Origin of the sequence: Actinacidiphila sp. DG2A-62, assembly GCF_035825295.1 — a bacterium.
Classification (GTDB): Bacteria; Actinomycetota; Actinomycetes; order Streptomycetales; family Streptomycetaceae; genus Actinacidiphila.
Window position 1 is genome coordinate 4,515,029 of record NZ_JAYMGI010000002.1, and the last position, 20,517, is coordinate 4,535,545.

The following is a 20,517-nucleotide window of genomic DNA, read 5'->3' on the forward strand; positions in this document are numbered from 1 at the left end:
CCAGCGCGGCGTCCACCGCGACGTCCACGTCCAGCGCGGCGTCCGCCGGGACATCTCCCGGGCCCGCGCCCGCCCCCGGCGCCGGGCGCGCCCGGGACGCCGGCGCGCGCAAGCCCGCCACCATGGCGCAGGCGCTGAACCAGGCGCTGCGGGACGCCCTGGCCGCCGACCCGTCCGTCCACGTGCTCGGCGAGGACGTCGGCACCCTCGGCGGCGTCTTCCGGATCACCGACGGGCTGGCCGCGGAGTTCGGCGACACCCGCTGCACCGACACCCCGCTCGCCGAGGCCGGCATCCTCGGCGCCGCCGTCGGCATGGCCATGTACGGGCTGCGGCCGGTCGTGGAGATGCAGTTCGACGCCTTCGCCTACCCGGCGTTCGAGCAGCTCGTCAGCCATGTGGCCCGGATGCGCAACCGCACCAGGGGCGCGCTGCCGCTGCCCATCACCGTGCGCATCCCCTACGGCGGCGGCATCGGGGGCGTCGAGCACCACAGCGACTCCTCGGAGGCGTACTACCTGCACACCCCGGGCCTCCACGTCGTCACCCCCGCGACCGTCGAGGACGCCTACGGGATGCTGCGCGCGGCCATCGCCTCCGACGACCCGGTGGTCTTCCTCGAACCCAAGCGGCTGTACTGGTCCAAGGCCGACTGGTCGCCGCAGCAGCCCGCCGAGGTCGCCCCGATCGGCCGGGCCGCGGTGCGCCGCGAGGGCCGCACCGCCACCCTCGTCAGCTACGGCCCCTCGGTGCCGGTGTGCCTGGAGGCGGCCGAGGCGGCCAAGGAGGAGGGCTGGGACCTCGGCGTGGTGGACCTGCGCAGCCTGGTCCCGTTCGACGAGGACACGGTGGCCGCGGCGGTGCGCGGCACCGGGCGCGCGGTGGTCGTCCACGAGTCGTCGGGATTCGGCGGCGCGGGCGCCGAGATCGCGGCCCGGATCACCGAGCGCTGCTTCCACCACCTGGAGGCGCCGGTGCTGCGCGTCGCCGGGTTCGACATCCCCTATCCGCCGCCGATGCTGGAGAAGCACCACCTCCCCGGCGTCGACCGCATCCTGGACGCCGTCGGGCGGCTCCAGTGGGAGGAGGGGTGATGGCCGTCGTCAAGGAGTTCACGCTGCCGGACCTCGGCGAGGGCCTCACCGAGGCGGAGATCGTCCGCTGGCTCGTCGAGGTCGGCGAGGTCGTCGCGGTGGACCAGCCGGTGGTCGAGGTGGAGACCGCCAAGGCCGTGGTGGAGGTGCCCTGTCCGTACGGCGGCGTGGTCACCGCGCGCTTCGGCGAGGAGGGCGACACCCTGGCGGTGGGCCGCCCGCTGGTGACGGTCGCGGTCGGCTCCGGCGACGGGACGCGGACCGCCGACGAGGGCTCCGGCAATGTGCTGGTCGGCTACGGCACCGGTCCGGCGACGACGCGGCGGCGCGCCCGGGTGCGGGCGGTCGGCGCGGCCGTCGCGCACACGGTCGACGCGGCAGACGCGGGGTCGGTCGACGCGGGAACGGGAGACGCGGGGCCGGCCGATCCGGCGACGGTCACCACGCGCACGGACAGCACGCGCACGGACAGCACGCGCGCGGCCGACGCGCAGGCGGTCGACGCACACGCCGCCCATGCCGCCACGGCCACGGCGGCCGTGGACGGCCCGGTCACCGCGGCGCCCGCGGTCGCGGCCGGGCCGGTGGCGGTGATCTCGCCCCTGGTGCGCCGGATCGCCCGCGAACACGGCCTGGACCTGCGGGCGCTGACCGGGTCGGGCCCGGACGGGCTGATCCTGCGGACCGACGTCGAGCGCGCGATCTCCGGCGCGGCCACCGCCGCGCGGCAGGAGACGGCCGCCCCGGCCGCGGCGCGGACGCCCGCACCCGCGCCGGCCGCCGCCGCCACGGGCGGGGAGGAGCGAATCCCGCTGCGCGGCATCAGGGGCGCCGTGGCGGAGAAGCTGGCCCGCAGCCGCCGCGAGATCCCCGACGCCACCTGCTGGGTGGACGCCGACGCCACCGAGCTGCTCGCGGTGCGCGCGGCGATGAACGCGGCCGGCCGCGCCGCGAACACCGAACCGATATCGGTGGCCGCGCTGTTCGCCCGGATCGTCACGGCGGCGCTGGCCCGCCACCCGGAGCTGAACGCCACGGTGGACACCGAGCGCGGCGAGATCGTACGCCTGCCGGCCGTGCACCTCGGCTTCGCCGCGCAGACCGACCGCGGCCTGGTCGTGCCCGTCGTCCGCGACGCGCACACCCGGACCACGGCGGGACTGTCGGCGGAGCTGCGCCGGCTCACCGAGGCGGCCAGGGCCGGGACGCTCACGCCGGCGGAGCTGACCGGCGGGACGATCACGCTGAACAACTACGGGGTGTTCGGCGTGGACGGCTCGACGCCGATCCTCAACCACCCGGAGGCCGCGATGCTCGGGGTCGGCCGGATTGCCCCCAAGCCCTGGGTGCACGAAGGCGAGCTGGCGGTGCGGCAGGTCGTGCAGCTGTCGTTCACCTTCGACCACCGGGTGTGCGACGGCGGCACCGCGGGAGGCTTCCTCCGGTTCGTCGCGGACTGCGTCGAGAACCCGGCGGTGCTGCTCGCGACGGTGTGACCGTCGCGTCCCGGCCGCGGCGACGGCTCCGCGCCGCCGTGCCGCCGGCGTGCCGCCGCCGCTCGGTCGCCGCTCGGCCGCCGCGCGGTCGCACCGGGACGTGCCGCGGGCGTGCGGGCGCGCCGCGGGCGCCGGGCGGCCTCGGGAGTGCGGCGGGCGGGTGGGGGGATACTCGCGGGATGACGACGAGGTACGACGCGGTGGTGCCGGCCGGTGGCGCGGCGCGGCGGCTGGGAGGCGCGGACAAGCCCGCGCTCACGGTCGGCGGGCAGCGGCTGCTCGACCGGGTGCTGGCCGCGTGCGCGGGGGCGCGGGCCACCGTCGTCGTCGGTCCGCGCCGGCCCACCGTACGGCCGGTGCGGTGGACCCGCGAAGCGCCCGCGGGCGGCGGCCCGCTGCCCGCGCTCGCCGCCGGCCTCGCCGCGTTGCCCACCGCGGACGCCGCGCTCGGGGCGGCGCCCGCGGTGGTGCTCGTGCTCGCGGCCGACCTGCCGTTCCTGACACGGGCCGCGACCGACGCGCTGCTCGGGGCGCTCGACGCGCACGACGCGCTCGACGGGGACGGTGCCGGCACCGGGTACGGCGCCGGCACCGGGTCCGTACCGCGGGTCGCGGAACCTCGGCCCGCAGAGCCCGGGCCCGCAGAGCCCGGGCCCGCAGAGCCCGGGCCCGCGCCCGCGCGACGGCACGAGCAGGAATGGGACGGCGTGATGCTCGTGGACGCGAACGGGCGGGACCAGCCCCTGGCCGCGGCTTATCGTGTCGAGCCGTTGCGCCGCGAACTCGCCCTGCTCGGCGCCGAGCACGGGAGCCTGACGGGGTTGCCGTTGCGGCTGCTCACCGGCGAGTTGACGTTGCGCAGGATCGCCGACCCGACCGGCGACGCGTCGTTCGACTGCGACACCTGGGAGGACGTGGCCGCGGCGCGGGCACGCCTCGGCACGGAGCCACACGCGGAGCCCCACGCCGAGCCGCACGGGGGACCCGGCACGCAGCCGCACCGGGAAACCGGCGGCGAATCGGCGGGGTGAGCCTGTCCCTGCGCGGGCCCCGGATCGGGGACGATGGCCTTGTGTTGGACGAATGGATCGCAGCAGCCAAGACCGAACTGGGCATCGACCTGGACGTCGACACCGGCGTCCTGCTCGACCTCGCCCGTGACGCCGCGCACGGCGTGGCCCGCCCCGCGGCACCGCTGACCACGTTCCTGGTCGGCTACGCGGCGGCGCACGCGGGCGGCGGACCCGACGCCGTACGGGACGCGGCGCTCAAGGCCGCGGCGCTGGCCCGGAGCTGGGCCGAGGAGTCCGAGCAGTCCGGGGAGTCCGAGCAGCCCGAGCAGTCCGGCGGCGCGGCAGGCGGCGACGGCGCCGACCGTACCGACCGCACCAGCACCGGCGGCGGCAGCGGCGGAGGCAGCGGCGGCGCCGACCGCGATCGGCGCGGCGGCGGCGCGGAAGCGGAACCCGCGCAATGACCGCCCAAGGCGGCGACGCGGCCGACCGCGCCCTCGACGACGCGCTCGCCCTCGCCAACGAACCGCGCCGCGCCCACCGCCCGGGCGACCCGTTGTCCGTCGCCTTCGACCTGGCGGCGGACGAGGAGCAGGACCCGGGCCGGGGCCACGTGCCGGACGCCCTCCGCGGACAGCCCGGCGCACGGGCCCAGGACCCCCGCGAACGGACCTCCGCCCGGCCCGGCAACTCCGCCGGGCCGGCAGCTCCGCCCGGCCCGGCAGCTCCGCCCAGCCCGCCCAGCCCACCCGGCCCGGCGTGCACACCTCGGCATCGCACGCGCTCCGCCAGGTCGCCCCCAACGACCCCTTGGCCGTCGCGCTCGGCCTGTCCGACGACCCCGCGGCCGCGGGAGACCCCGGACGTCCGACCGGCGACGACGAGACCCACGCGCGCACCGACCACTCCCGCACCGACAACGCGCGCTCCGACCAGGCCCGTGGCGACAACGAGCCCCCCACCGGCGGCGCCCCTGCCGCCCCTGCCCCTGCCCCTGCCGCCCCCGCCCCCGCCCCTGCCTCCGGCCGCGCTCCCACCGCCGACGCCTCCAGCACTGCCGCCACCCCCTGGGCCGACGCCCGGCGCATCGCGCGGCAGGCCGGGCGGCGGCTCGCGCCGCGTACGACCCCGCTGGGCGACGAGGCGTTGGGCGCGGCGCTGGCCCGCGGCCTGGTGGCGCTGACGGACCTGCCGTCGTTCGACTCCTCCGCGATGGACGGCTGGGCGCTCGCGGGTCCCGGGCCGTGGCGGCTGAAGGGCGAGGTGCTGGCCGGCCAGCGCCCCGCCGACGTGCTGCTCGACGGCCACGCCGCCCCTATCGCCACCGGCGCCGCGCTGCCGGCAGGCACCACCGCCGTGCTGCGCAGCGAGCACGGGCTGACCGAGCGCCGCACCGACGGCGAGTGGCTGCGGGTCCGTCCGCCGCACGCCGCGCCCGAGCCCGGCCAGGACGTGCGCAGGCGCGGCGGGGAGTGCCGCGGCGGCGACGAACTGCTGCCCGCAGGCACCATCGTGACGCCGATAGTGCTGGGACTGGCCGCGGCGGCGGGCTACGACGAGCTGACGGTCACCGCCCGGCCGCGCGTCGAGGTGCTGGTCCTCGGCGACGAACTGCTCGACCGCGGGCTGCCGGGCGCCGGCCGGGTACGGGACGCGCTCGGCCCGATGCTGCCGGCCTGGCTGCGCGGCCTGGGCGCGGAGGTGACCGCCGTGCGCCGCCTGGTCGACGACGAGGACGCCCTGCGCCGGGCGATCGCCGCCAGCACCGCCGACCTCCTGGTCACCACGGGCGGCACCGCCGGCGGCCCGGTCGACCACGTCCATCCGGTGCTGGCCGCGATCGGCGCGAGGCTGCTGGTGGACGGCGTCGCCGTACGCCCCGGCCACCCCATGCTGCTCGCCGAGCTGCCGCCGCCCGCATCCGCCGCCGAACACCCCCGTCATCTCGTCGGACTTCCCGGCAATCCGCTCGCGGCGGTCTCCGGCGTGCTGACCCTGGTCGCGCCGCTGCTGCGGACGCTGGCCGGGCACCCGCCGCCCGCCCCGTATGCGGCGCCGCTGACCCAGGACGTGGCCGGCCACCCCGAGGACACCCGGCTCGTTCCCGTGGTCTTCGACGAGGAGTCGGCCGCCCGGCCGCTGCACTACACCGGTCCCGCGATGCTGCGCGGCCTGGCCGCGGCGGACGGCATGGCGGTGATCCCGCCGGGCGGCGCCCGTGCCGGCCGGGAGACCGCGGTCCTCGACACCGCGGCCCTCAGCCCAACATGGGGGAGCGGCACGTGAGCGAGGAACCGTCAGGTGGGGAGCGTGAGCGGGACACGCAGCGGGACCCCGGGCCGAGCCCCGGGCGGGACCTTCAGCCGGGTTCGAACCCGGACCCGGACCCGGACCGCGTCCGCCGGGACAGCGCGACCCGCGAGAGTCCGGCACACAAGACTCCGGCCCCTGAGACTCCGGCCCGCGAGACTCCGCCCCGGGAGACCGCGCCCCGGGACGTCCCGACCCGCGACGTCCCGACCCGGGACACCGCGACCCTCGACGCAGCGGACTTCGACGCGGCCGGCCGCGACCCCGCGGCCCACGGCATAGCCGGCGCGGGCGGCGTCGGCCGTCGCATCCTCTTCCCACGACCGGCCGCGGGCCCCCTGCGCCAGGTGACGCGCCGCCTGCTGCTCGCGCTCCTCGTCTACGTCGTCACCGTGGTCATCGTCTACGCGGGCCGGCACGGCTACCACGACAACGCCAACGGCTCGGTGTCGTTCCTCGACTCCCTCTACTACGCCACCGTGACGCTCTCCACGACCGGTTACGGCGACATCGTCCCGTACAGCACCGGCGCCCGACTGGCGAACACCTTCCTGGTCACGCCGCTCCGGGTGATCTTCCTGATCATCCTGGTCGGCACCACCCTGGAGGTGCTGGCCGAGCGCACCCGCGAGCAGTACCGACTCAAGCGCTGGAGGAGCACCGTGCGCGAGCACGTGGTCATCGTCGGATTCGGCACCAAGGGCCGCTCGGCGGCCGAGACGCTCATCGGCCGCGGTGTGCCGCAGAACCGTGTCGTCGTGGTCGACCCCAACCCGAAGGTGGTGCAGGCGGCGGCGGACGAGGGGTATGTGGGCGTGGTCGGCGACGGCACCCGCAACGACGTGCTGCTGCGCGCCGAGGTCGCCCGCGCGCGGCAGATCGTCATCGCGGCGCAGCGCGACGACACGGCGGTTCTGGTCACCCTGACGGCGCGCCAGCTCAACCGAGGCGCGCACATCGTCGCGTCCGTGCGCGAGGAGGAGAACGCCCCCCTGCTGCGGCAGTCCGGCGCGGACGCGGTGATCACGAGTTCCAGCGCGGCCTGGCGCTGCTCGGCCTGTCGATGCTGAGCCCGAGCGTCGGCCAGGTGATGGACGACCTGATCACGTACGGGAGCGGGCTCGACCTGATCGAGCGCCCGGTCACCAAGCAGGAGGTGGGCAAGGCGCCCCGCGAGATCGCCGACCTGGTGGTCTCCGTCAAGCGCGGCCACCGGCTGCTCGACCACGACGACCCCGAGGTGGCGGCGCTGGAGCCGATGGACCGGCTGATCGCGATCCACCGGGTGGGCCCGACCACCGCGCCGCTGACCTGACGCGGGCGCGACGCGGGAAGGGGCCGCCGGATCATCGGACCGTACGGTGATCATCCCGTCGCCTCACCATCTGGTCATCTCCTCATCAAGTCGTGACGTCGGCTCGTCAGCTCGTCGGCTCGTCATGACGTCATCCATTCACTCCGTCATCCCGTACGACCGACGCACAAGCCGACCGTACGGACATCCGACCGTACGGACATCCGACCGTCCGACCATCGAACCCCTCCGACCATCGAACCGTCCGGCCACCCGATCACCCGACTACCCGACCGTCCGATCACCCGAACACCTCCGACCACGCGGCGCTGACCAGCGACGCGTCGAACGCCCCGGCGGCGTCGCGGAGTAGCCTCGCCCGCATGTACGCGATCACGATTCCCCAGCCCGGCGGACCGGAAGCGCTGACCTGGGCCGAGGTGCCCGACCCGGTGGCAGGCGACGGCGAGGTCGTCGTCGACGTCGCGGCCAGCGCCGTGAACAGGGCCGACGTGCTGCAACGACGCGGCCACTACAACCCGCCGGCGGGCGCGTCGCCGTATCCCGGCCTGGAGTGCTCGGGGCGGATCGCCGAGGTCGGTCCCGGCGTCTCGGGCTGGGCGGTCGGCGACGAGGTGTGCGCGCTGCTGGCCGGCGGCGGCTACGCGCAGAAGGTCGCGGTGCCGGCCGGCCAACTGCTGCCGGTGCCCAAGGGCGTCGACCTCGTGTCGGCCGCCGCGCTGCCCGAGGTGACCTCCACCGTCTGGTCGAACGTCTTCATGGTCGCCCACCTGCGTCCCGGCGAGACGCTGCTGGTGCACGGCGGGTCCAGCGGCATCGGCACGATGGCGGTCCAGCTCGGCAAGGCGGTCGGCGCCACCGTCGCGGTCACCGCGGGCAGCGCCGACAAGCTCGCCGCCTGCCGCGACCTGGGCGCGGACATCCTCGTCAACTACCGCGAGCAGGACTTCGCCGAGGAGGTCACCGCCGACGTGATCCTCGACATCATGGGCGCCAAGTACCTGTCGCGGAACGTGGACGCCCTCGCGGTCAACGGCCGCCTCGTCGTGATCGGCCTCCAGGGCGGCGTCAAGGGCGAACTCGACCTCGGCGCCCTGCTGGCCAAGCGCGCCGCCGTCGCCGCGACATCGCTGCGCCCGCGCCCGGTCGACGAGAAGGCCGCGATCGTCGCCGCGGTGCGCGAGCACGTCTGGCCGCTGATCGAGGCCGGCACGGTCCGCCCGATCGTCGACCGCGCCATTCCGCTCGCCGAGGCCGCCGAGGCCCACCGCGTGGTGGAGGCGAGCACCCACATCGGCAAGGTGCTCCTCACCACCTGAGCCCCCACCGGACAGCCGCGGGCAGCCGCGGGCAGCCACCACCCGCCGCGGGCGGCCACCACCCACCGCGGGCGGCCACCACCCACCGCGGGCGGCCACCACCCACCGCGGGCGGCCACCACCCACCGCGGGCGGCCACCACCCACCGCGGGCGGCCACCACCCACCGCGCAGGAGGTGCCGCCCGAACTGCCGGGCCCCCCGCTCCCTCTACGCCCGCCGCAGCCGCCACCCCAGGAACCCGATGCCGAGCCCGACCAGCGCCAGCCCCGCGCCGAGCGGCAGCACCCGCAACACCCTGCGGGCCGGCGCGTAGAGCGGTTCGGCCTGCTCGTCCCCCGCGGGCTGCGCCACCGGCGCCCCGGACGTCGCGGGCGCCGGGCCCGCGTCCGGCGCCTCCGGCACCGGCACGAACGACGGCTCCCGCCCCCGCGGCGGCGCGTACGGCCCGATCACCCGCCCGGGCGCGGCCGTCCTCCGCCCGGCCCCCGCGCCGCCGCGCCCGCCCGCCGGCGTCGACGACCCCGCCGTCCCCGTCCCCCGCCCGCCGTCCTGCGCCTTCCCGTGCCCCCCGCCCGGCGTCCCCGACGGTACGGCCCCGCTCGTCTGTGGCTGATCCGCCCCGGCCGTCCCCCTCCCCCCGCCTGCGGGGCCCCCACCCCGGCCCCGGGCTTCCAGGGCAGCACCGGCGGGAGTCGCGGCGGGCCGACCACGGGACGCGGCGGGGTCGGCAGCGGCGGCAGCGTGATGTGGGGGAGCACCGGGCCCACCGGGCCGGGGTCGGGAGCGTCCGCGGACCCGGCGTGGTGCGTCGGGCCGGCGGAGTCCGGGGAGCCGGACGGCCCGGGCCGACCCGTCCCGTCACCTCGGCCCGATCCGCTCGGTCGGCCTGATCCGCTCGGTCGGCCCGAGTCGTCGGCCTGGTCGGAATGGCCGGAGTGGCCGGAGCCGCTTGCCGGGCCGCTTGCCGATCCACCTGCCGAGCCGTCCGCCGAGCCGTCCGCCGAGCCGGAGCCGTCCGCCGACGCCGAGCCTGAGCCGTGGGACGGGGCGGGGTCGCTCGGGCCACCGGGCCGGCCGGGTTCGCCGGCCTGGTCCGAGCGGTCGGGGTGCTCCGCGGTGCCGGCGCGCCCGGCGTCCCCCGCGGCGTCCGGATGCGGCCGGGCGACCGGACGGGGCAGGCGCTCGGTGTCGGCGGCCGCGGGGGCCGGCGCGTGCTCGGCGAGGGCGGGGGACGCCGGGGCCAGCACGAGCACCGCCGCGACCACGGTCCACGCCCCCGCCGCGGTCGCCGCACGACCGCCCGCTGCCCACCGCACGCGTCCCCGCCTCCCGCCGACTGTCCGTCGGCCCAGCGTCACACGCGGTCACCGGTCCGGCATCCCGAGCCGGTCCGTCCGGGTGGCGGCCCGCCTCCCCGGCCGCCTCCCCGGCCGCCCGCGACGACCGCCCGCGACGACCGCCGGTCACGCCGCCTGGCGGGATCGCCCGCCGCTGTCCGCGCGGCCGTGCGGACGACGCAGTATTCGATCGCTCGTTCGAGTGAAAGCGGGGATCGGTGGGTCGATCGGGCTTGTGGGGGCGGACCATACTCGGTATACATACTGAGTATGTCGATCCGTCACGGCCTGCTGGCCCTCCTCGAACAGGGGCCGCGCTACGGCTTCCAGCTCCGCACCGAGTTCGAGTCCCGCACCGGCTCCACCTGGCCGCTGAACGTGGGGCAGGTGTACACCACGCTCTCGCGGCTGGAACGCGACGGACTCGTCGTGCCCGGCGGGGAGGACGAGGCGGGCCACGCGCTCTACGAGATCACCGAGCGCGGGCGGGCCGAGCTGCGCGACTGGTACGCCAGTCCGGTGGACCGGGCCAACCCGCCGCGCAACGAGCTGGCCATCAAGCTCGCGATGGCCGTCGGCTCGCCCGATGTGGACGTGCGCGCGGTCATCCAGGCGCAGCGCATGCACACGATCAAGGCCATGCAGGACTACACCCGGCTCAAGGCGCAGGCCATGGAGGCGGTGACACGGGGAGACACCGCCCTCGACCGGGACGACGTGGCCTGGCAGCTGGTCCTGGACCAGCTGATCTTCCAGGCGGAGGCCGAGGCGCGCTGGCTCGACCACTGCGAGACCCGGCTGGCCCGGCTCGCCGCGCTGGGACCGGCCCGGCCGTCGACCACCGGCTCGGCCGCCGCGCCGGCGGCGCCACCCGCGCCCGCCGCACCACCGCTGTCCGCGCCCGCGTCGGCCGCGCCGGGACGCCTCCGGCGCGGCGGCCGAGCCGGACGCCCGGACTGACCGGCGCCCCGACCAGGCGCCCGGCCACCCGGCCTCCCTACTCACCCACCTGTCCGCCTACCGATCGGCCTACCGATCCGCTTACCGATCGGCCCACTGACCCATCGAGCCACTGACCCACCGACCCGTCCACCACCCGTCCACCGACCGACCCGCCCATCGACCGAGCGACCGACCATCGCACGCCACGCACCGACCCGCAGGCACTCGCAGGGGGAACCGCCCATGTCCAGCCAGTCCACGCCGCCGTCACAGCCCACACCGCCCACGCCACGCGGCACACCGGAGTCCGCGGCGACGCCGCCCGCGGCCGGCGCGGGCCCGCAGCCGGTGCTCCGGCTGGCCGGGTTGACCCGGGTGCACGGCAGCGGCGCCACCGAGGTGCACGCGCTGCGCGGCATCGACCTGGACGTGTTCCCGGGCGAACTCGTCGCCGTGATGGGTCCCTCGGGCTCGGGGAAGTCCACCCTGCTGACCATCGCGGGCGGGCTCGACCTGCCCACGTCCGGCCAGGTGGTGGTCGAGGGCACCGACCTGACCCGCGCCACCCGCAAGGAGATGGCGGCGCTGCGGCGGCGCAGCATCGGCTACGTCTTCCAGGACTACAACCTGATCCCGGCCCTCACCGCGGCGGAGAACGTGGCGCTCCCCCGCGAGCTGGACGGGACGAGCGCGCGCCGGGCGCGCCGGGAGGCGCTGGCCGCGCTGGAGGAGATGGGCCTCGGCCACCTGGCCGACCGCTTCCCCGACGAGATGTCCGGCGGCCAGCAACAGCGGGTGGCGATCGCCCGCGCCCTGGTCGGCGACCGCCGCCTGGTGCTGGCCGACGAGCCGACCGGCGCGCTGGACTCCGAGACCGGCGAGGCGGTGCTCGCGCTGCTGCGCACCCGCTGCGACGCGGGCGCCGCCGGTGTGCTGGTCACCCACGAGCCGCGGTTCGCGGCCTGGGCGGACCGGGTGGTCTTCCTGCGGGACGGCGCGGTCGTCGACATGACGCTGCGCTCCTCCGCGGAGTCGCTGCTCACCGGCGGGGCGACGTCATGAGCCCGACCACGGAGGAGACATCGCGCGCCGCGGCCGGCGGCGGCCCGAGCGGCGGGCCCGGCGGCGGACTCCGGCCGGGCGGCGGCAGGCTGTCGTCCTGGCGGGTGGCGATCAGGATCGCCCGCCGCGACGCCTGGCGGAACAAGGGCCGCAGCCTGATGGTGCTGGCCATGATCGCGCTGCCGATCGTCGGAGTCAGCGCGGCCGACGTCACCATCCGCAGCTCCGAGCTCACCGCGGAACAGAAGATCACCCGGGACATGGGCGCCGCCGACGCGCGCCTGACCAGCGCGTACCTGGGCCCGCAGCCGGTGTTCCAGTCGCCGGACGGCAACGAGACGCGGCCCGCGCACGACAGCGGCGACGACTCGGACGGCGCGGAGGCGGGCGAGCCGGCGCCCGTCGACCTCAAGGCGGCGATCCCGGCCGGCGCGCACTGGATCACCGACCAGCAGAGCTGGGTCCAGATGCACACCAAGAGCGGCCTGCTGAGCACCGAGGTCCGTGAGCTGAAGGCCGACGACCCGACGGCCGAGGGCATCACGCGCCTGACCAAGGGCCGCTTCCCCGCCGCGCCCGACGAGGTGATGGCCACCGCCGAGTTTCTCAGGTCCAGCGGGCTGCACCTCGGCTCGTCGGTCAGCGCCTACGGGTTCGACCGCTCCTACCGGATCGTCGGCGCGTACGAACTGCCCAGCGACCTGAAGGCGACGCAACTCGACGCGCTGCCCGGCGCGTTCATCACGCCGTACGAGACGGCGCGCAAGGCGGCCGGCGCCGACGCGTCCTCCGACGACCTCAGCTACCTGCTCTCGGTCGGGCGCGACTTCAGCTGGCCGATGGTCCAGCAGGCCAACACCCGCGGCGTGACCGTGGTGTCGCGCGCGGTCCTGCTGCACCCGCCGGCCCGCGACCAGGTGCCGCTGTACAGGGCACAGGGCACGCAGGACCTGGTGACGCAGAGCGGTGCGAAGCGGGCCGCGGCGGTGGCCATAGCGGCGACCATCGCGGGACTGTCGGTGCTGGAGATCTGCCTGCTGGCCGGTCCGGCGTTCGCGGTGGGCGCCCGCAGGTCCCGGCGCCAGCTCGGCCTGGTCGGCGCCAACGGCGGCGACCGCCGGCACATCAGGGCGATCGTGCTCTCCGGCGGTCTGGTGATCGGCGCGGTCGCCGCGGTGGTCGGCACCCTGCTGGGCCTCCTGCTCACCGTGGCGCTGCGCGGAGCGCTGGAGGACTACGTGGGCTCGCGGTTCGGCGGGCTCACCCTGCGCCCGCTGGAGCTGCTCGGCATCTCCGCCCTCGCGGTGCTCACCGGCGTGCTCGCGGCGATCGTGCCCGCGATCACCGCGTCCCGGCAGAGCGTGCTGTCCTCGCTGACCGGCCGCCGCGGTGTGCGGCACGCCAACCGGGTGCTGCCGTTCATCGGGGTCGGCGCGATCGTGCTGGGCGGTGCCATCGCCCTCTACGGGTCGGTGCGCACCGACGACAATCTGGTGGTCGCGGCCGGTTCGGCGATCGCCGAGCTGGGGATGGTCGCGGTCACGCCGACGCTGGTCGGGATGGCGGGCCGGCTCGGCCGCTGGCTGCCGCTGTCCCCGCGGCTGGCGCTGCGCGACGCGGTGCGCAACCGCGGCCGCACGGCCCCGGCGGTGGCGGCGGTGCTGGCCGCGGTGGCCGGCACGGTCGCGGTGGCCACCTACGCGGCCAGCTCCGACCGGCAGGACCGGGACGACTACCACGCCAGGGCGCCGCGCGGGGTGTACGTGGTGAGCACCGGCAGCAACCAGGGCCGGGACCTGCCCGCGGTGCGCGCGGCGGTGCAGAAGCGGCTGCCGGTCTCGGGCCGCGCCGATGTCTCGCGGCTCGCGGTCGGCTCGCGGATCTGCGACATGTACAGCTCGCAGCCCGGCTGCGGCGCGGTGGAGGCGCTGGTGCCCAAGGCCAACCAGTGCCCGAGCCAGGCCGAAGACGGAGTGGCGTCCCTGAGCCTGGCGCAGCGCCGGGCGCTGGTGTCGGACTGGCGCTGCGCCTTCGACACGGGCAATGCGGCGATCAGCACCGAGGGCAACATCCTGGTGGGCGGACCGGCCGTCCTGCACGCGCTGGGCGTGCGCGACGGTGCGGCCGAGCGCGCGCTGGCCCGCGGCGAGAGCGTGCTGTTCGACCGCGCCGAGCTGGACCACGGCACTTTGCGGCTGCAGATCGACCCGGACGAGAACACGGGCGGGGCGCAGGACGGGAAGCTGCCGCCCGGGGCGCGGATCGTCGCGCTGCCGGTCCACCTGAGCACCGCGCACCGGCCGTACGGCATCGCGGCGGTGCTGCCGCAGCGGGCCGTCGCCTCGGCCGGGCTGCGCGCGGTGCCGCTGGGCTCGCTGTTCACCACCTCGCGGATGCCCACCGACGAGCAGCGGCAGGCGCTCAGCTCCGACCTGGCGAAGATCGGCACCGACGCGGACACGTATCTGGAACGCGGCTACCAGTCGCAGGACGGTGTGGTGCTGCTGGCGCTGACGATCTTCGCCGGGCTGGTGACGGTCGGCGCGGCCGGCATCGCCACCGGCCTGGCCCAGGCGGACGCCGAACCGGACCTGCGCACGCTCGCCGCGATCGGCGCGGAGCCGCGGGTGCGGCGCACGCTGTCCGGCTTCCAGTCCGGGGTGGTCGCGGCGATGGGGGTGGTGCTCGGCACCGTCGCGGGCGTGGTGCCCGCGGTGGGGCTGCGCCGCGCCGAGCGGCACCACGAGTGGGACTACTACCACCAGACGGTCGACAGGGGCTGGGGCGGCGCCGGCGACATCCCGCACGTCCCGGTGGTGCTGCCCTGGACGACCATGGCCATGCTGGTCGTCGCGGTGCCGGTGGGGGCCGCGCTGCTGGCGGCCCTGGTCACGCGCTCGCGTACCGAAATAGCCCGCCGGGCGGAGGCCTAGCGAGTCGGTGCGGGACAATGGGCGTATGGAGATGCCGATGAACGAACGCTCGCCTGAAGGCGCTCAGAATCCGCAGAACACGCACGTCCTGGTCGTCGGCCCCGACGGGATGGCGCTCGGCGGCGGCGCCGCCGAGGGCGAGGAGCCGCGCGAGGTGCCGGTGACGGAGATGGTCGAGCAGCCGGCCAAGGTGATGCGTATCGGCAGCATGATCAAGCAGCTCCTGGAGGAAGTGCGCGCGGCGCCTCTGGACGAGGCGAGCCGGGTGCGGCTGAAGGAGATCCACGCCAGCTCGGTCAAGGAACTGGAGGCCGGGCTGGCGCCGGAGCTGGTCGAGGAGCTGGAGCGGCTGTCGCTGCCGTTCATGGACGACAGCGTTCCCTCCGACGCGGAGCTGCGGATCGCCCAGGCCCAGCTCGTCGGCTGGCTGGAAGGGCTCTTCCACGGCATCCAGACGGCGCTGTTCGCCCAGCAGATGGCGGCGCGGGCCCAGCTGGAGCAGATGCGCAGGGCGCTGCCGCCGGGCATGGGCGGCCACGAGGACGACGCCGCGGACTCCCCCCAGACCCGCTCGGGCCCCTACCTGTAGCCGACCGGTGGCCGGGGCCGGAACCGACCGGAGGTCAGTTCGCTCCCTTGCCCGTCGACACCCAGATGGTGATCTTGCCGTCCTTCTTCGGGTCGTAGTCGTCGAGGTACTTGGGGTTCTGGTCGGTGACGGTGCCCTTGCCCCACTGCTGCTCGTCGACGTGCTTGATCTGGTAGGGCCAGCCCGCGGCCTGGAAGCAGGCGACGACCGAGTCGACGTAGATGAGGCTGACGTTCGGCATCGTGACGACGTTCGGCTTGTCGGGGTTGATCAGGCTGTTGTGGGCGTTGGTGCACTGGTCGGTGGGGATGGTGCGGCTCTGGTCGCCCTGGACGATGTCGTTCGCGCCGGTGGTGCTGGTCGGCTCGGCCGAGGTGGAGGCGGAGACCGAGGGGGTCGCCGGGCCGCTGCTGGAGTCGCCGCCGGCCTTGTCGTCGCCGCCGCCCCCGCCGGACATCGCGACGATGATCACGATGATCACCGCGATGGCGGCGACGGCGACCACCGAGCCGACCACGACCGAGGTGTTCGGGCCGCGGCCGCCGCCCCCGCCGGAGCGCTGCTGCGGGATCGGTGCCGGGCTCGGCGCCAAATTGTAGGCCGGGGTGGTGGGCGGCGGGGTCTGCGCACCGCCCTGGTTGGGGTAGCCGTAGGCGGAGGGCGGCGGCGTCGAGGGGCCGTACGGGCTCGGCGTCGGCGCGTAGGGGGTCTGGATGTGCGGCGGCGGGGTCTGCACCGGGCCGGGCGCGGACGGGAAGACGGCGGCCGCGACGCCCTCGCCGCGGTTGCCCGTGGCGGCCGGGCCGGAGATCACCGGCATCGTGCCCCGCGCGGTGGCGGCGTGCACGCGGTCGGTCTCGTCGTGCATGGCGTCGGCGGTCGGGAAGCGCTCGGCGGGGTTCTTGCGCAGCGCGCGGGCGACCAGCGCGTCCACCGCCGGGCCCAGCGCCCGGTTGAAGGAGGACGGCGCCGGCGGCGTCTCCTGCACGTGCTGGTAGGCCATCGCCAGCGGCGAGTCCGCGTCGAACGGCAGTCGCCCGGTGAGCAGTTCGAAGAGCATGCAGCCGACCGAGTACAGGTCGGAGCGCTCGTCGACGCCGCGGCCCAGCGCCTGTTCGGGGGAGAGGTACTGCGGTGTGCCGACGACCATGCCGGTCTGCGTCATCGAGGTCACGCCGGACTGCATGGCGCGGGCGATGCCGAAGTCCATCACCTTGACCACGCCGCGCTTGGTGATCATCACGTTGCCCGGCTTGATGTCGCGGTGCACCAGGCCCATCTCGTGGCTGACCGCGAGCGCCGCCAGCACGTCGCCGGTGATCTTCAGCGCCTTGTCCGCGGGCATGGCGCCGTACTGGGCGATGTCGGCGGCCAGCACGTCGCCGAGCGGCTTGCCCTCGACGTACTCCATGACGATGTACGGCACGACCTGGCCGTCGATCGCGTCCTCGCCGGAGTCGAAGACCGAGACGATGTTGGTGTGGTTGAGTTTGGCCACCGACTGGGCCTCGCGCCGGAAGCGCTCGCGGAAGGACTGCTCGTTGCCCAGGTTGGTGTGGAGGGTCTTGACCGCCACCGGCCGGTCCAGCACCGTGTCGTGTGCCAGGTGCACGGACGCCATGCCACCCTGGCCCAGGAGATCGCGCAGTACGTACCGCCCGCCGCCCACCGAGCGCCCCGTGTATCCGCCCTGTGCGGCGTCCCCGCTCATCTGTACCGCTACCCCCTGGAAGTCTGTTTTGGGACAGACTCGTCCCCGAGCTTGCCCGCCAAGTCTGGCCCATCGCACGGACACGTCAAGTTCGTTGACCATCTCGTCACCTGATGCGCATCGACCCCGCACAAGGCCGGGACGCTGCTGTGACATGCCGGTGACGGGGGCCGCGGGGGTGCCGGGAGGGGGCCGGAAGTCGTCGCCGGGCCGTGCCCGAAGCGGCCCGCGGGGCTGTGGACGGAGCTTTCGGGGGCAGGAAAAGCGGTACGGTGGCGCACCAGGGACGTTGCGCCCGAGGCGGTGCCGGAGCGGGACCTGGCGATGCCGGAACGACCGACGGACGAACGACGGCGAGGACTGATGGTCGACCCCAATGAGACGGCCGCGGGCGCCGGGGCGTCGGAGCCCTCCGGCCAGTGGGGCGTGGGGGCCCTGGTCGGCGACGGCCGCTACCGGCTGACCGGGCGGCTGGGCCGCGGCGGCATGGCCGAGGTCTTCGCGGCGGAGGACGTGCGCCTTGGCCGGATCGTTGCGGTCAAGCTGCTGCGCAGCGACCTGGCGGAGGACCCGACGTCCAAGGCCCGGTTCACCCGCGAGGCGCAGTCGGTGGCCGGCCTGAACCACCACGCGGTCGTCGCGGTCTACGACTCCGGCGAGGACCGCACGCCGACCGGCACGGTGCCGTACATCGTGATGGAGCTGGTCGAGGGCCACACCATCAAGGAGCTGCTGTCCGGGCCGACGCCGCCGCCGGTCGACCAGGCGCTGCTGATCGTCTCCGGGGTGCTGGACGCGCTCGCGTACAGCCACCAGCACGGCATCGTGCACCGGGACATCAAGCCGGCCAATGTGATCATCACCACGACCGGCGCGGTCAAGGTGATGGACTTCGGCATCGCCCGCGCGCTGCACGGCGCGGCCAGCACCATGACGCAGACCGGCATGGTCATGGGCACCCCGCAGTACCTCTCCCCCGAGCAGGCGCTCGGCAAGACCGTCGACCACCGCAGCGACCTGTACGCGACCGGCTGCCTGCTGTACGAGCTGCTGGCGCTGCGGCCGCCGTTCGTCGGCGAGACGCCGCTGTCGGTGGTGTACCAGCACGTGCAGGACGAGGCGCGGCCGCCGTCGCAGGTCAGCGAGCGGGTGCCGCCGGAGCTCGACGGGCTGGTGCTGCGCGCGCTGGCCAAGCACCCCGACGACCGCTTCCAGAGCGCGGAGGAGATGCGCGGCGTCGTCGCGTACGCGCACCAGGCGCTGACCCAGCGCGGCGGCTGGACGGACGGCGAGTGGAACACCGGGGCGGTGGCCGCGGTCGCGCCGGGCCCGACCGGCACCGCGCCCACGATGGTGCAGCCGGGCGGACCGGCCGGCGCCGGGCAGACCGCGCCGCTCGGCCCGCCGCTGCTGGCCGGCATCGGCGGCACCGGCGGCGACGACGTGCACGGTTACGGCGAGCGTCCGCCGGGCGGCGGCGGCAACCGGTGGCTCAAGCCGGTGCTGTTCGTCGTCGCCGCGGTCATGGCCATCGCGCTGGGCGTCTTCCTGGCCACCCGCGACTCCGGCCACGGCGACACCCCGGCCGAGACGAACCCGCCGACGGCCACGCAGCACACCGGCCAGCCCACCGGCCGGCCCACCGACGACCAGCCGACCGACAGCGGAGAGGTCAGCTCCGAGCCGACCGGCGGGGACAGCGGCTCGGACGAGACGTCCACCGACACCCCCACCGACACCCCGACGACCTCGGCGCCCACCACCACCGCGACGCCGACCAAGCCGACGACCACGAAGCCGACGCCGACCGAGACGACGCCCACGACCGCGCCGACCACCAAGACGCCGCCACCGCCGACGACGACGCCTCCCACCACCCCGCCGACCACCGCCCCCGGCGACGGCACGGACGGCTGAGGTCCCCGCTCAGTCCGCGAAGGCGTCCCGCACCGCCGCGTACTCCTGCGTCCACCACACCGCGAGCGCCGAGGCGGCCGGGAACAGCGGGTCGGAGCGGCGGTCGCGGCGCTGGTAGCGCCAGTCGAGCATCCAGAAGTCGTTGAGCCGCTCCCACCACACCCGGTGGACGGCGGCGGCCATCTCCCGGCGGGCCACCCCCGCGGCCTCGCGGTAGGCGTCCGCGTAGGCGCGTACCTTCGCCAGGTCGAGCCGGCCGTGCACCGGGTGCACGTAGAAGATCACCGCGGCGCGCACCGCCTCCTCGGCGCGCGGCCGCACGTCCAGCCGGTCCCAGTCGACGATCGCCGCGGGCTCGTCGCCGCGGTAGAGCAGGTTGAGGGGGTGGAAGTCGCCGTGCACCCAGCCGGTCACCTTGCCGCGCGCGTCCGGCGGCCTGCGGTGCGCGTGCCGGCGCAGCAGCGCGGCCCGCTCGCGCAGCCGGCGGGCGGCCAGCGCGTCGAAGGCCGCGTCGAGGGCGTCGTGCGGCACGTGCGCGCGCACCAGCGACAGCAGCCGGTCGATGTGCGCGTGGGTGCGGGCCGGGTCGGCGCTGGGGTGGCGGTCCCGGCCGCGGGCGGGCGCGGGCACCGGGCCCTGCACCCGGCGCAGGCCCGCGTGCACCCGGCCGAGCAGCCGGCCCAGCCGCCCGGACTGCCCCACGCTCAGCTCGGTGCCCTCGCGGTGCGTCCCGTCGACCCAGGGGAACACCGCGTGGCCGACGCCGCCGATCACGGCGAGGGTGCGGCCGGCCGCGTCCGCCAGCGGCGCGGCGACCGGCAGCCCGATCCTGGCCAGCGCCTGCGTCGCCCGGTGCTGCCGGACGATCAGCGCGGGGGCGGCCGTGTCGGGCGCGGTGTAGCGCTTGACGAAGTACCTGCCACGGGTGGTGGTCACCCGGAAGCCCTCGTTGAGCAGGCCGAGGGGCACCGGCCGGGCGTCCAGGGGTTCGCCCAGGCCGTCGTAGCGTCCGAGGAGGGCGGTCACCTGGGCGGGGGCGGCGGGCGCGGTGCGCGCCGGGAGCGTCGTTGCCGTGGCCGTCACGCGGCTCAGCGTAGATCACAAAAGACTTTCGACCTGATGTGAGCAGGAATGCGGCTGCTTTTCCGGTATCCTACGCCGCCGCCGGATCGCGACCCGCGTCCGGCGGCCACTCCGAGGGGCGATCGGGCCTTACGGAGATCGGGCATCCGGGATACCGTGCGGTTGTCCCGGTGGCCTGCGGGAACGCGGTGTTGTAGTGAAGTTACTAGGAAATCCAAGCAAAACTGCAGGTCGGACGGCTTCGCACAAGCGCGGAAGTTGTGGGTAACGTCTGACCGTGCAGGCCATCCGCCGGGGCGTCGTCACGCCTGGCCCGGCCATGCCGCACACACCCCGTGCGTCACGCCGGTCCTGGTGAGCCGCACTGGTTTCCCCGGCAGACCCCGGGGGCCGG

13 protein-coding genes and 2 pseudogenes are annotated in these 20,517 nt (G+C 75.7%); 12 read left to right on the top strand and 3 right to left on the bottom strand.

What is annotated here, in order from left to right; genetic code table 11:
- Positions 1 to 122: 122 nt before the first annotated feature.
- The 7 genes and pseudogenes from VSR01_RS20180 (at position 123) to VSR01_RS20210 (ending at position 8,547) form a co-directional block, all read left to right on the top strand.
- Positions 123 to 1,094 carry an alpha-ketoacid dehydrogenase subunit beta gene (locus tag VSR01_RS20180; RefSeq protein WP_326453730.1) on the top strand — a complete coding sequence of 324 codons (972 nt, stop codon included), beginning with the start codon at positions 123 to 125 and terminating at the stop codon, positions 1,092 to 1,094.
- On the top strand, positions 1,094 to 2,590 hold the full coding sequence (locus VSR01_RS20185; protein WP_326450578.1) for a dihydrolipoamide acetyltransferase family protein: 1,497 nt from the start codon (positions 1,094 to 1,096) through the stop codon (positions 2,588 to 2,590). Before VSR01_RS20180 ends, VSR01_RS20185 begins: the two co-directional genes overlap by 1 nt.
- A gap of 179 nt (positions 2,591 to 2,769) precedes the next feature.
- A complete protein-coding gene (gene mobA, locus VSR01_RS20190) occupies positions 2,770 to 3,621 on the top strand; it encodes a molybdenum cofactor guanylyltransferase (RefSeq protein WP_326450579.1) in 852 nt (283 codons plus the stop codon).
- A gap of 29 nt (positions 3,622 to 3,650) precedes the next feature.
- Positions 3,651 to 4,067, top strand: a pseudogene (locus VSR01_RS20195) (DUF6457 domain-containing protein); the annotation flags it as partial.
- 295 nt (positions 4,068 to 4,362) lie between these two features.
- The gene (locus tag VSR01_RS20200; protein WP_326450580.1) at positions 4,363 to 5,889 is read left to right on the top strand and encodes a molybdopterin molybdotransferase MoeA; all 1,527 of its coding nucleotides are present in this window, start codon (positions 4,363 to 4,365) and stop codon (positions 5,887 to 5,889) included.
- Positions 5,890 to 6,191: 302 nt separating this feature from the next.
- Positions 6,192 to 7,228: pseudogene (locus VSR01_RS20205) on the top strand (potassium channel family protein).
- Positions 7,229 to 7,590: 362 nt separating this feature from the next.
- Entirely contained in the window at positions 7,591 to 8,547 is a 957-nt protein-coding gene (locus VSR01_RS20210; protein ID WP_326450581.1) for an NAD(P)H-quinone oxidoreductase, read from the top strand.
- 209 nt (positions 8,548 to 8,756) lie between these two features.
- Here the strand turns inward: VSR01_RS20210 and VSR01_RS20215 are convergent, their stop codons facing one another.
- Complete coding sequence (locus VSR01_RS20215; RefSeq protein ID WP_326450582.1) at positions 8,757 to 8,957, bottom strand: hypothetical protein; 201 nt, start codon at positions 8,955 to 8,957, stop codon at positions 8,757 to 8,759.
- A 1,199-nt stretch (positions 8,958 to 10,156) separates the two neighbouring features.
- Between VSR01_RS20215 and VSR01_RS20220 the strand changes: the two genes are divergently transcribed.
- The 4 genes from VSR01_RS20220 to VSR01_RS20235 all read left to right on the top strand — a co-directional run bounded on the left by VSR01_RS20220 (position 10,157) and on the right by VSR01_RS20235 (position 15,412).
- Positions 10,157 to 10,846 carry a PadR family transcriptional regulator gene (locus VSR01_RS20220; RefSeq protein WP_326450583.1) on the top strand — a complete coding sequence of 230 codons (690 nt, stop codon included), beginning with the start codon at positions 10,157 to 10,159 and terminating at the stop codon, positions 10,844 to 10,846.
- Between the two features lie 225 nt (positions 10,847 to 11,071).
- A complete protein-coding gene (locus VSR01_RS20225) occupies positions 11,072 to 11,890 on the top strand; it encodes an ABC transporter ATP-binding protein (RefSeq protein WP_326450584.1) in 819 nt (272 codons plus the stop codon).
- Positions 11,887 to 14,823 carry an ABC transporter permease gene (locus VSR01_RS20230; RefSeq protein WP_326450585.1) on the top strand — a complete coding sequence of 979 codons (2,937 nt, stop codon included), beginning with the start codon at positions 11,887 to 11,889 and terminating at the stop codon, positions 14,821 to 14,823. The genes VSR01_RS20225 and VSR01_RS20230 overlap by 4 nt, the downstream gene beginning before the upstream one ends.
- 25 nt (positions 14,824 to 14,848) lie before the next feature.
- Positions 14,849 to 15,412, top strand: coding sequence for a bacterial proteasome activator family protein (locus tag VSR01_RS20235; RefSeq protein ID WP_326450586.1), 564 nt, complete (start codon positions 14,849 to 14,851; stop codon positions 15,410 to 15,412).
- Positions 15,413 to 15,446: 34 nt separating this feature from the next.
- On the opposite strand, the gene VSR01_RS20240 is transcribed toward VSR01_RS20235, so the two are convergent.
- A complete protein-coding gene (locus VSR01_RS20240; protein WP_326450587.1) occupies positions 15,447 to 17,123 on the bottom strand; it encodes a protein kinase domain-containing protein in 1,677 nt (558 codons plus the stop codon).
- Positions 17,124 to 17,486: 363 nt separating this feature from the next.
- Between VSR01_RS20240 and VSR01_RS20245 the strand changes: the two genes are divergently transcribed.
- Positions 17,487 to 19,040 (top strand): protein kinase domain-containing protein, encoded by a 1,554-nt coding sequence (locus VSR01_RS20245; protein WP_326450588.1) that lies wholly within the window; start codon positions 17,487 to 17,489, stop codon positions 19,038 to 19,040.
- Positions 19,041 to 19,049: 9 nt separating this feature from the next.
- Here the strand turns inward: VSR01_RS20245 and VSR01_RS20250 are convergent, their stop codons facing one another.
- On the bottom strand, positions 19,050 to 20,123 hold the full coding sequence (locus tag VSR01_RS20250) for a phosphotransferase (RefSeq protein ID WP_326450589.1): 1,074 nt from the start codon (positions 20,121 to 20,123) through the stop codon (positions 19,050 to 19,052).
- Between the last annotated feature and the right edge of the window lie 394 nt (positions 20,124 to 20,517).

Coding starts and splice junctions, on each gene's coding strand:
- VSR01_RS20180 (WP_326453730.1), top strand. CDS start 123: ATGGCGCAGGCGCTGAACCAGGCGCTGCGGGACGCCCTGGCCGCCGAC.
- VSR01_RS20185 (WP_326450578.1), top strand. CDS start 1,094: ATGGCCGTCGTCAAGGAGTTCACGCTGCCGGACCTCGGCGAGGGCCTC.
- mobA (WP_326450579.1), top strand. CDS start 2,770: ATGACGACGAGGTACGACGCGGTGGTGCCGGCCGGTGGCGCGGCGCGG.
- VSR01_RS20210 (WP_326450581.1), top strand. CDS start 7,591: ATGTACGCGATCACGATTCCCCAGCCCGGCGGACCGGAAGCGCTGACC.
- VSR01_RS20220 (WP_326450583.1), top strand. CDS start 10,157: ATGTCGATCCGTCACGGCCTGCTGGCCCTCCTCGAACAGGGGCCGCGC.
- VSR01_RS20225 (WP_326450584.1), top strand. CDS start 11,072: ATGTCCAGCCAGTCCACGCCGCCGTCACAGCCCACACCGCCCACGCCA.
- VSR01_RS20230 (WP_326450585.1), top strand. CDS start 11,887: ATGAGCCCGACCACGGAGGAGACATCGCGCGCCGCGGCCGGCGGCGGC.
- VSR01_RS20235 (WP_326450586.1), top strand. CDS start 14,849: ATGGAGATGCCGATGAACGAACGCTCGCCTGAAGGCGCTCAGAATCCG.
- VSR01_RS20240 (WP_326450587.1), bottom strand. CDS start 17,123: ATGAGCGGGGACGCCGCACAGGGCGGATACACGGGGCGCTCGGTGGGC.
- VSR01_RS20245 (WP_326450588.1), top strand. CDS start 17,487: ATGGTCGACCCCAATGAGACGGCCGCGGGCGCCGGGGCGTCGGAGCCC.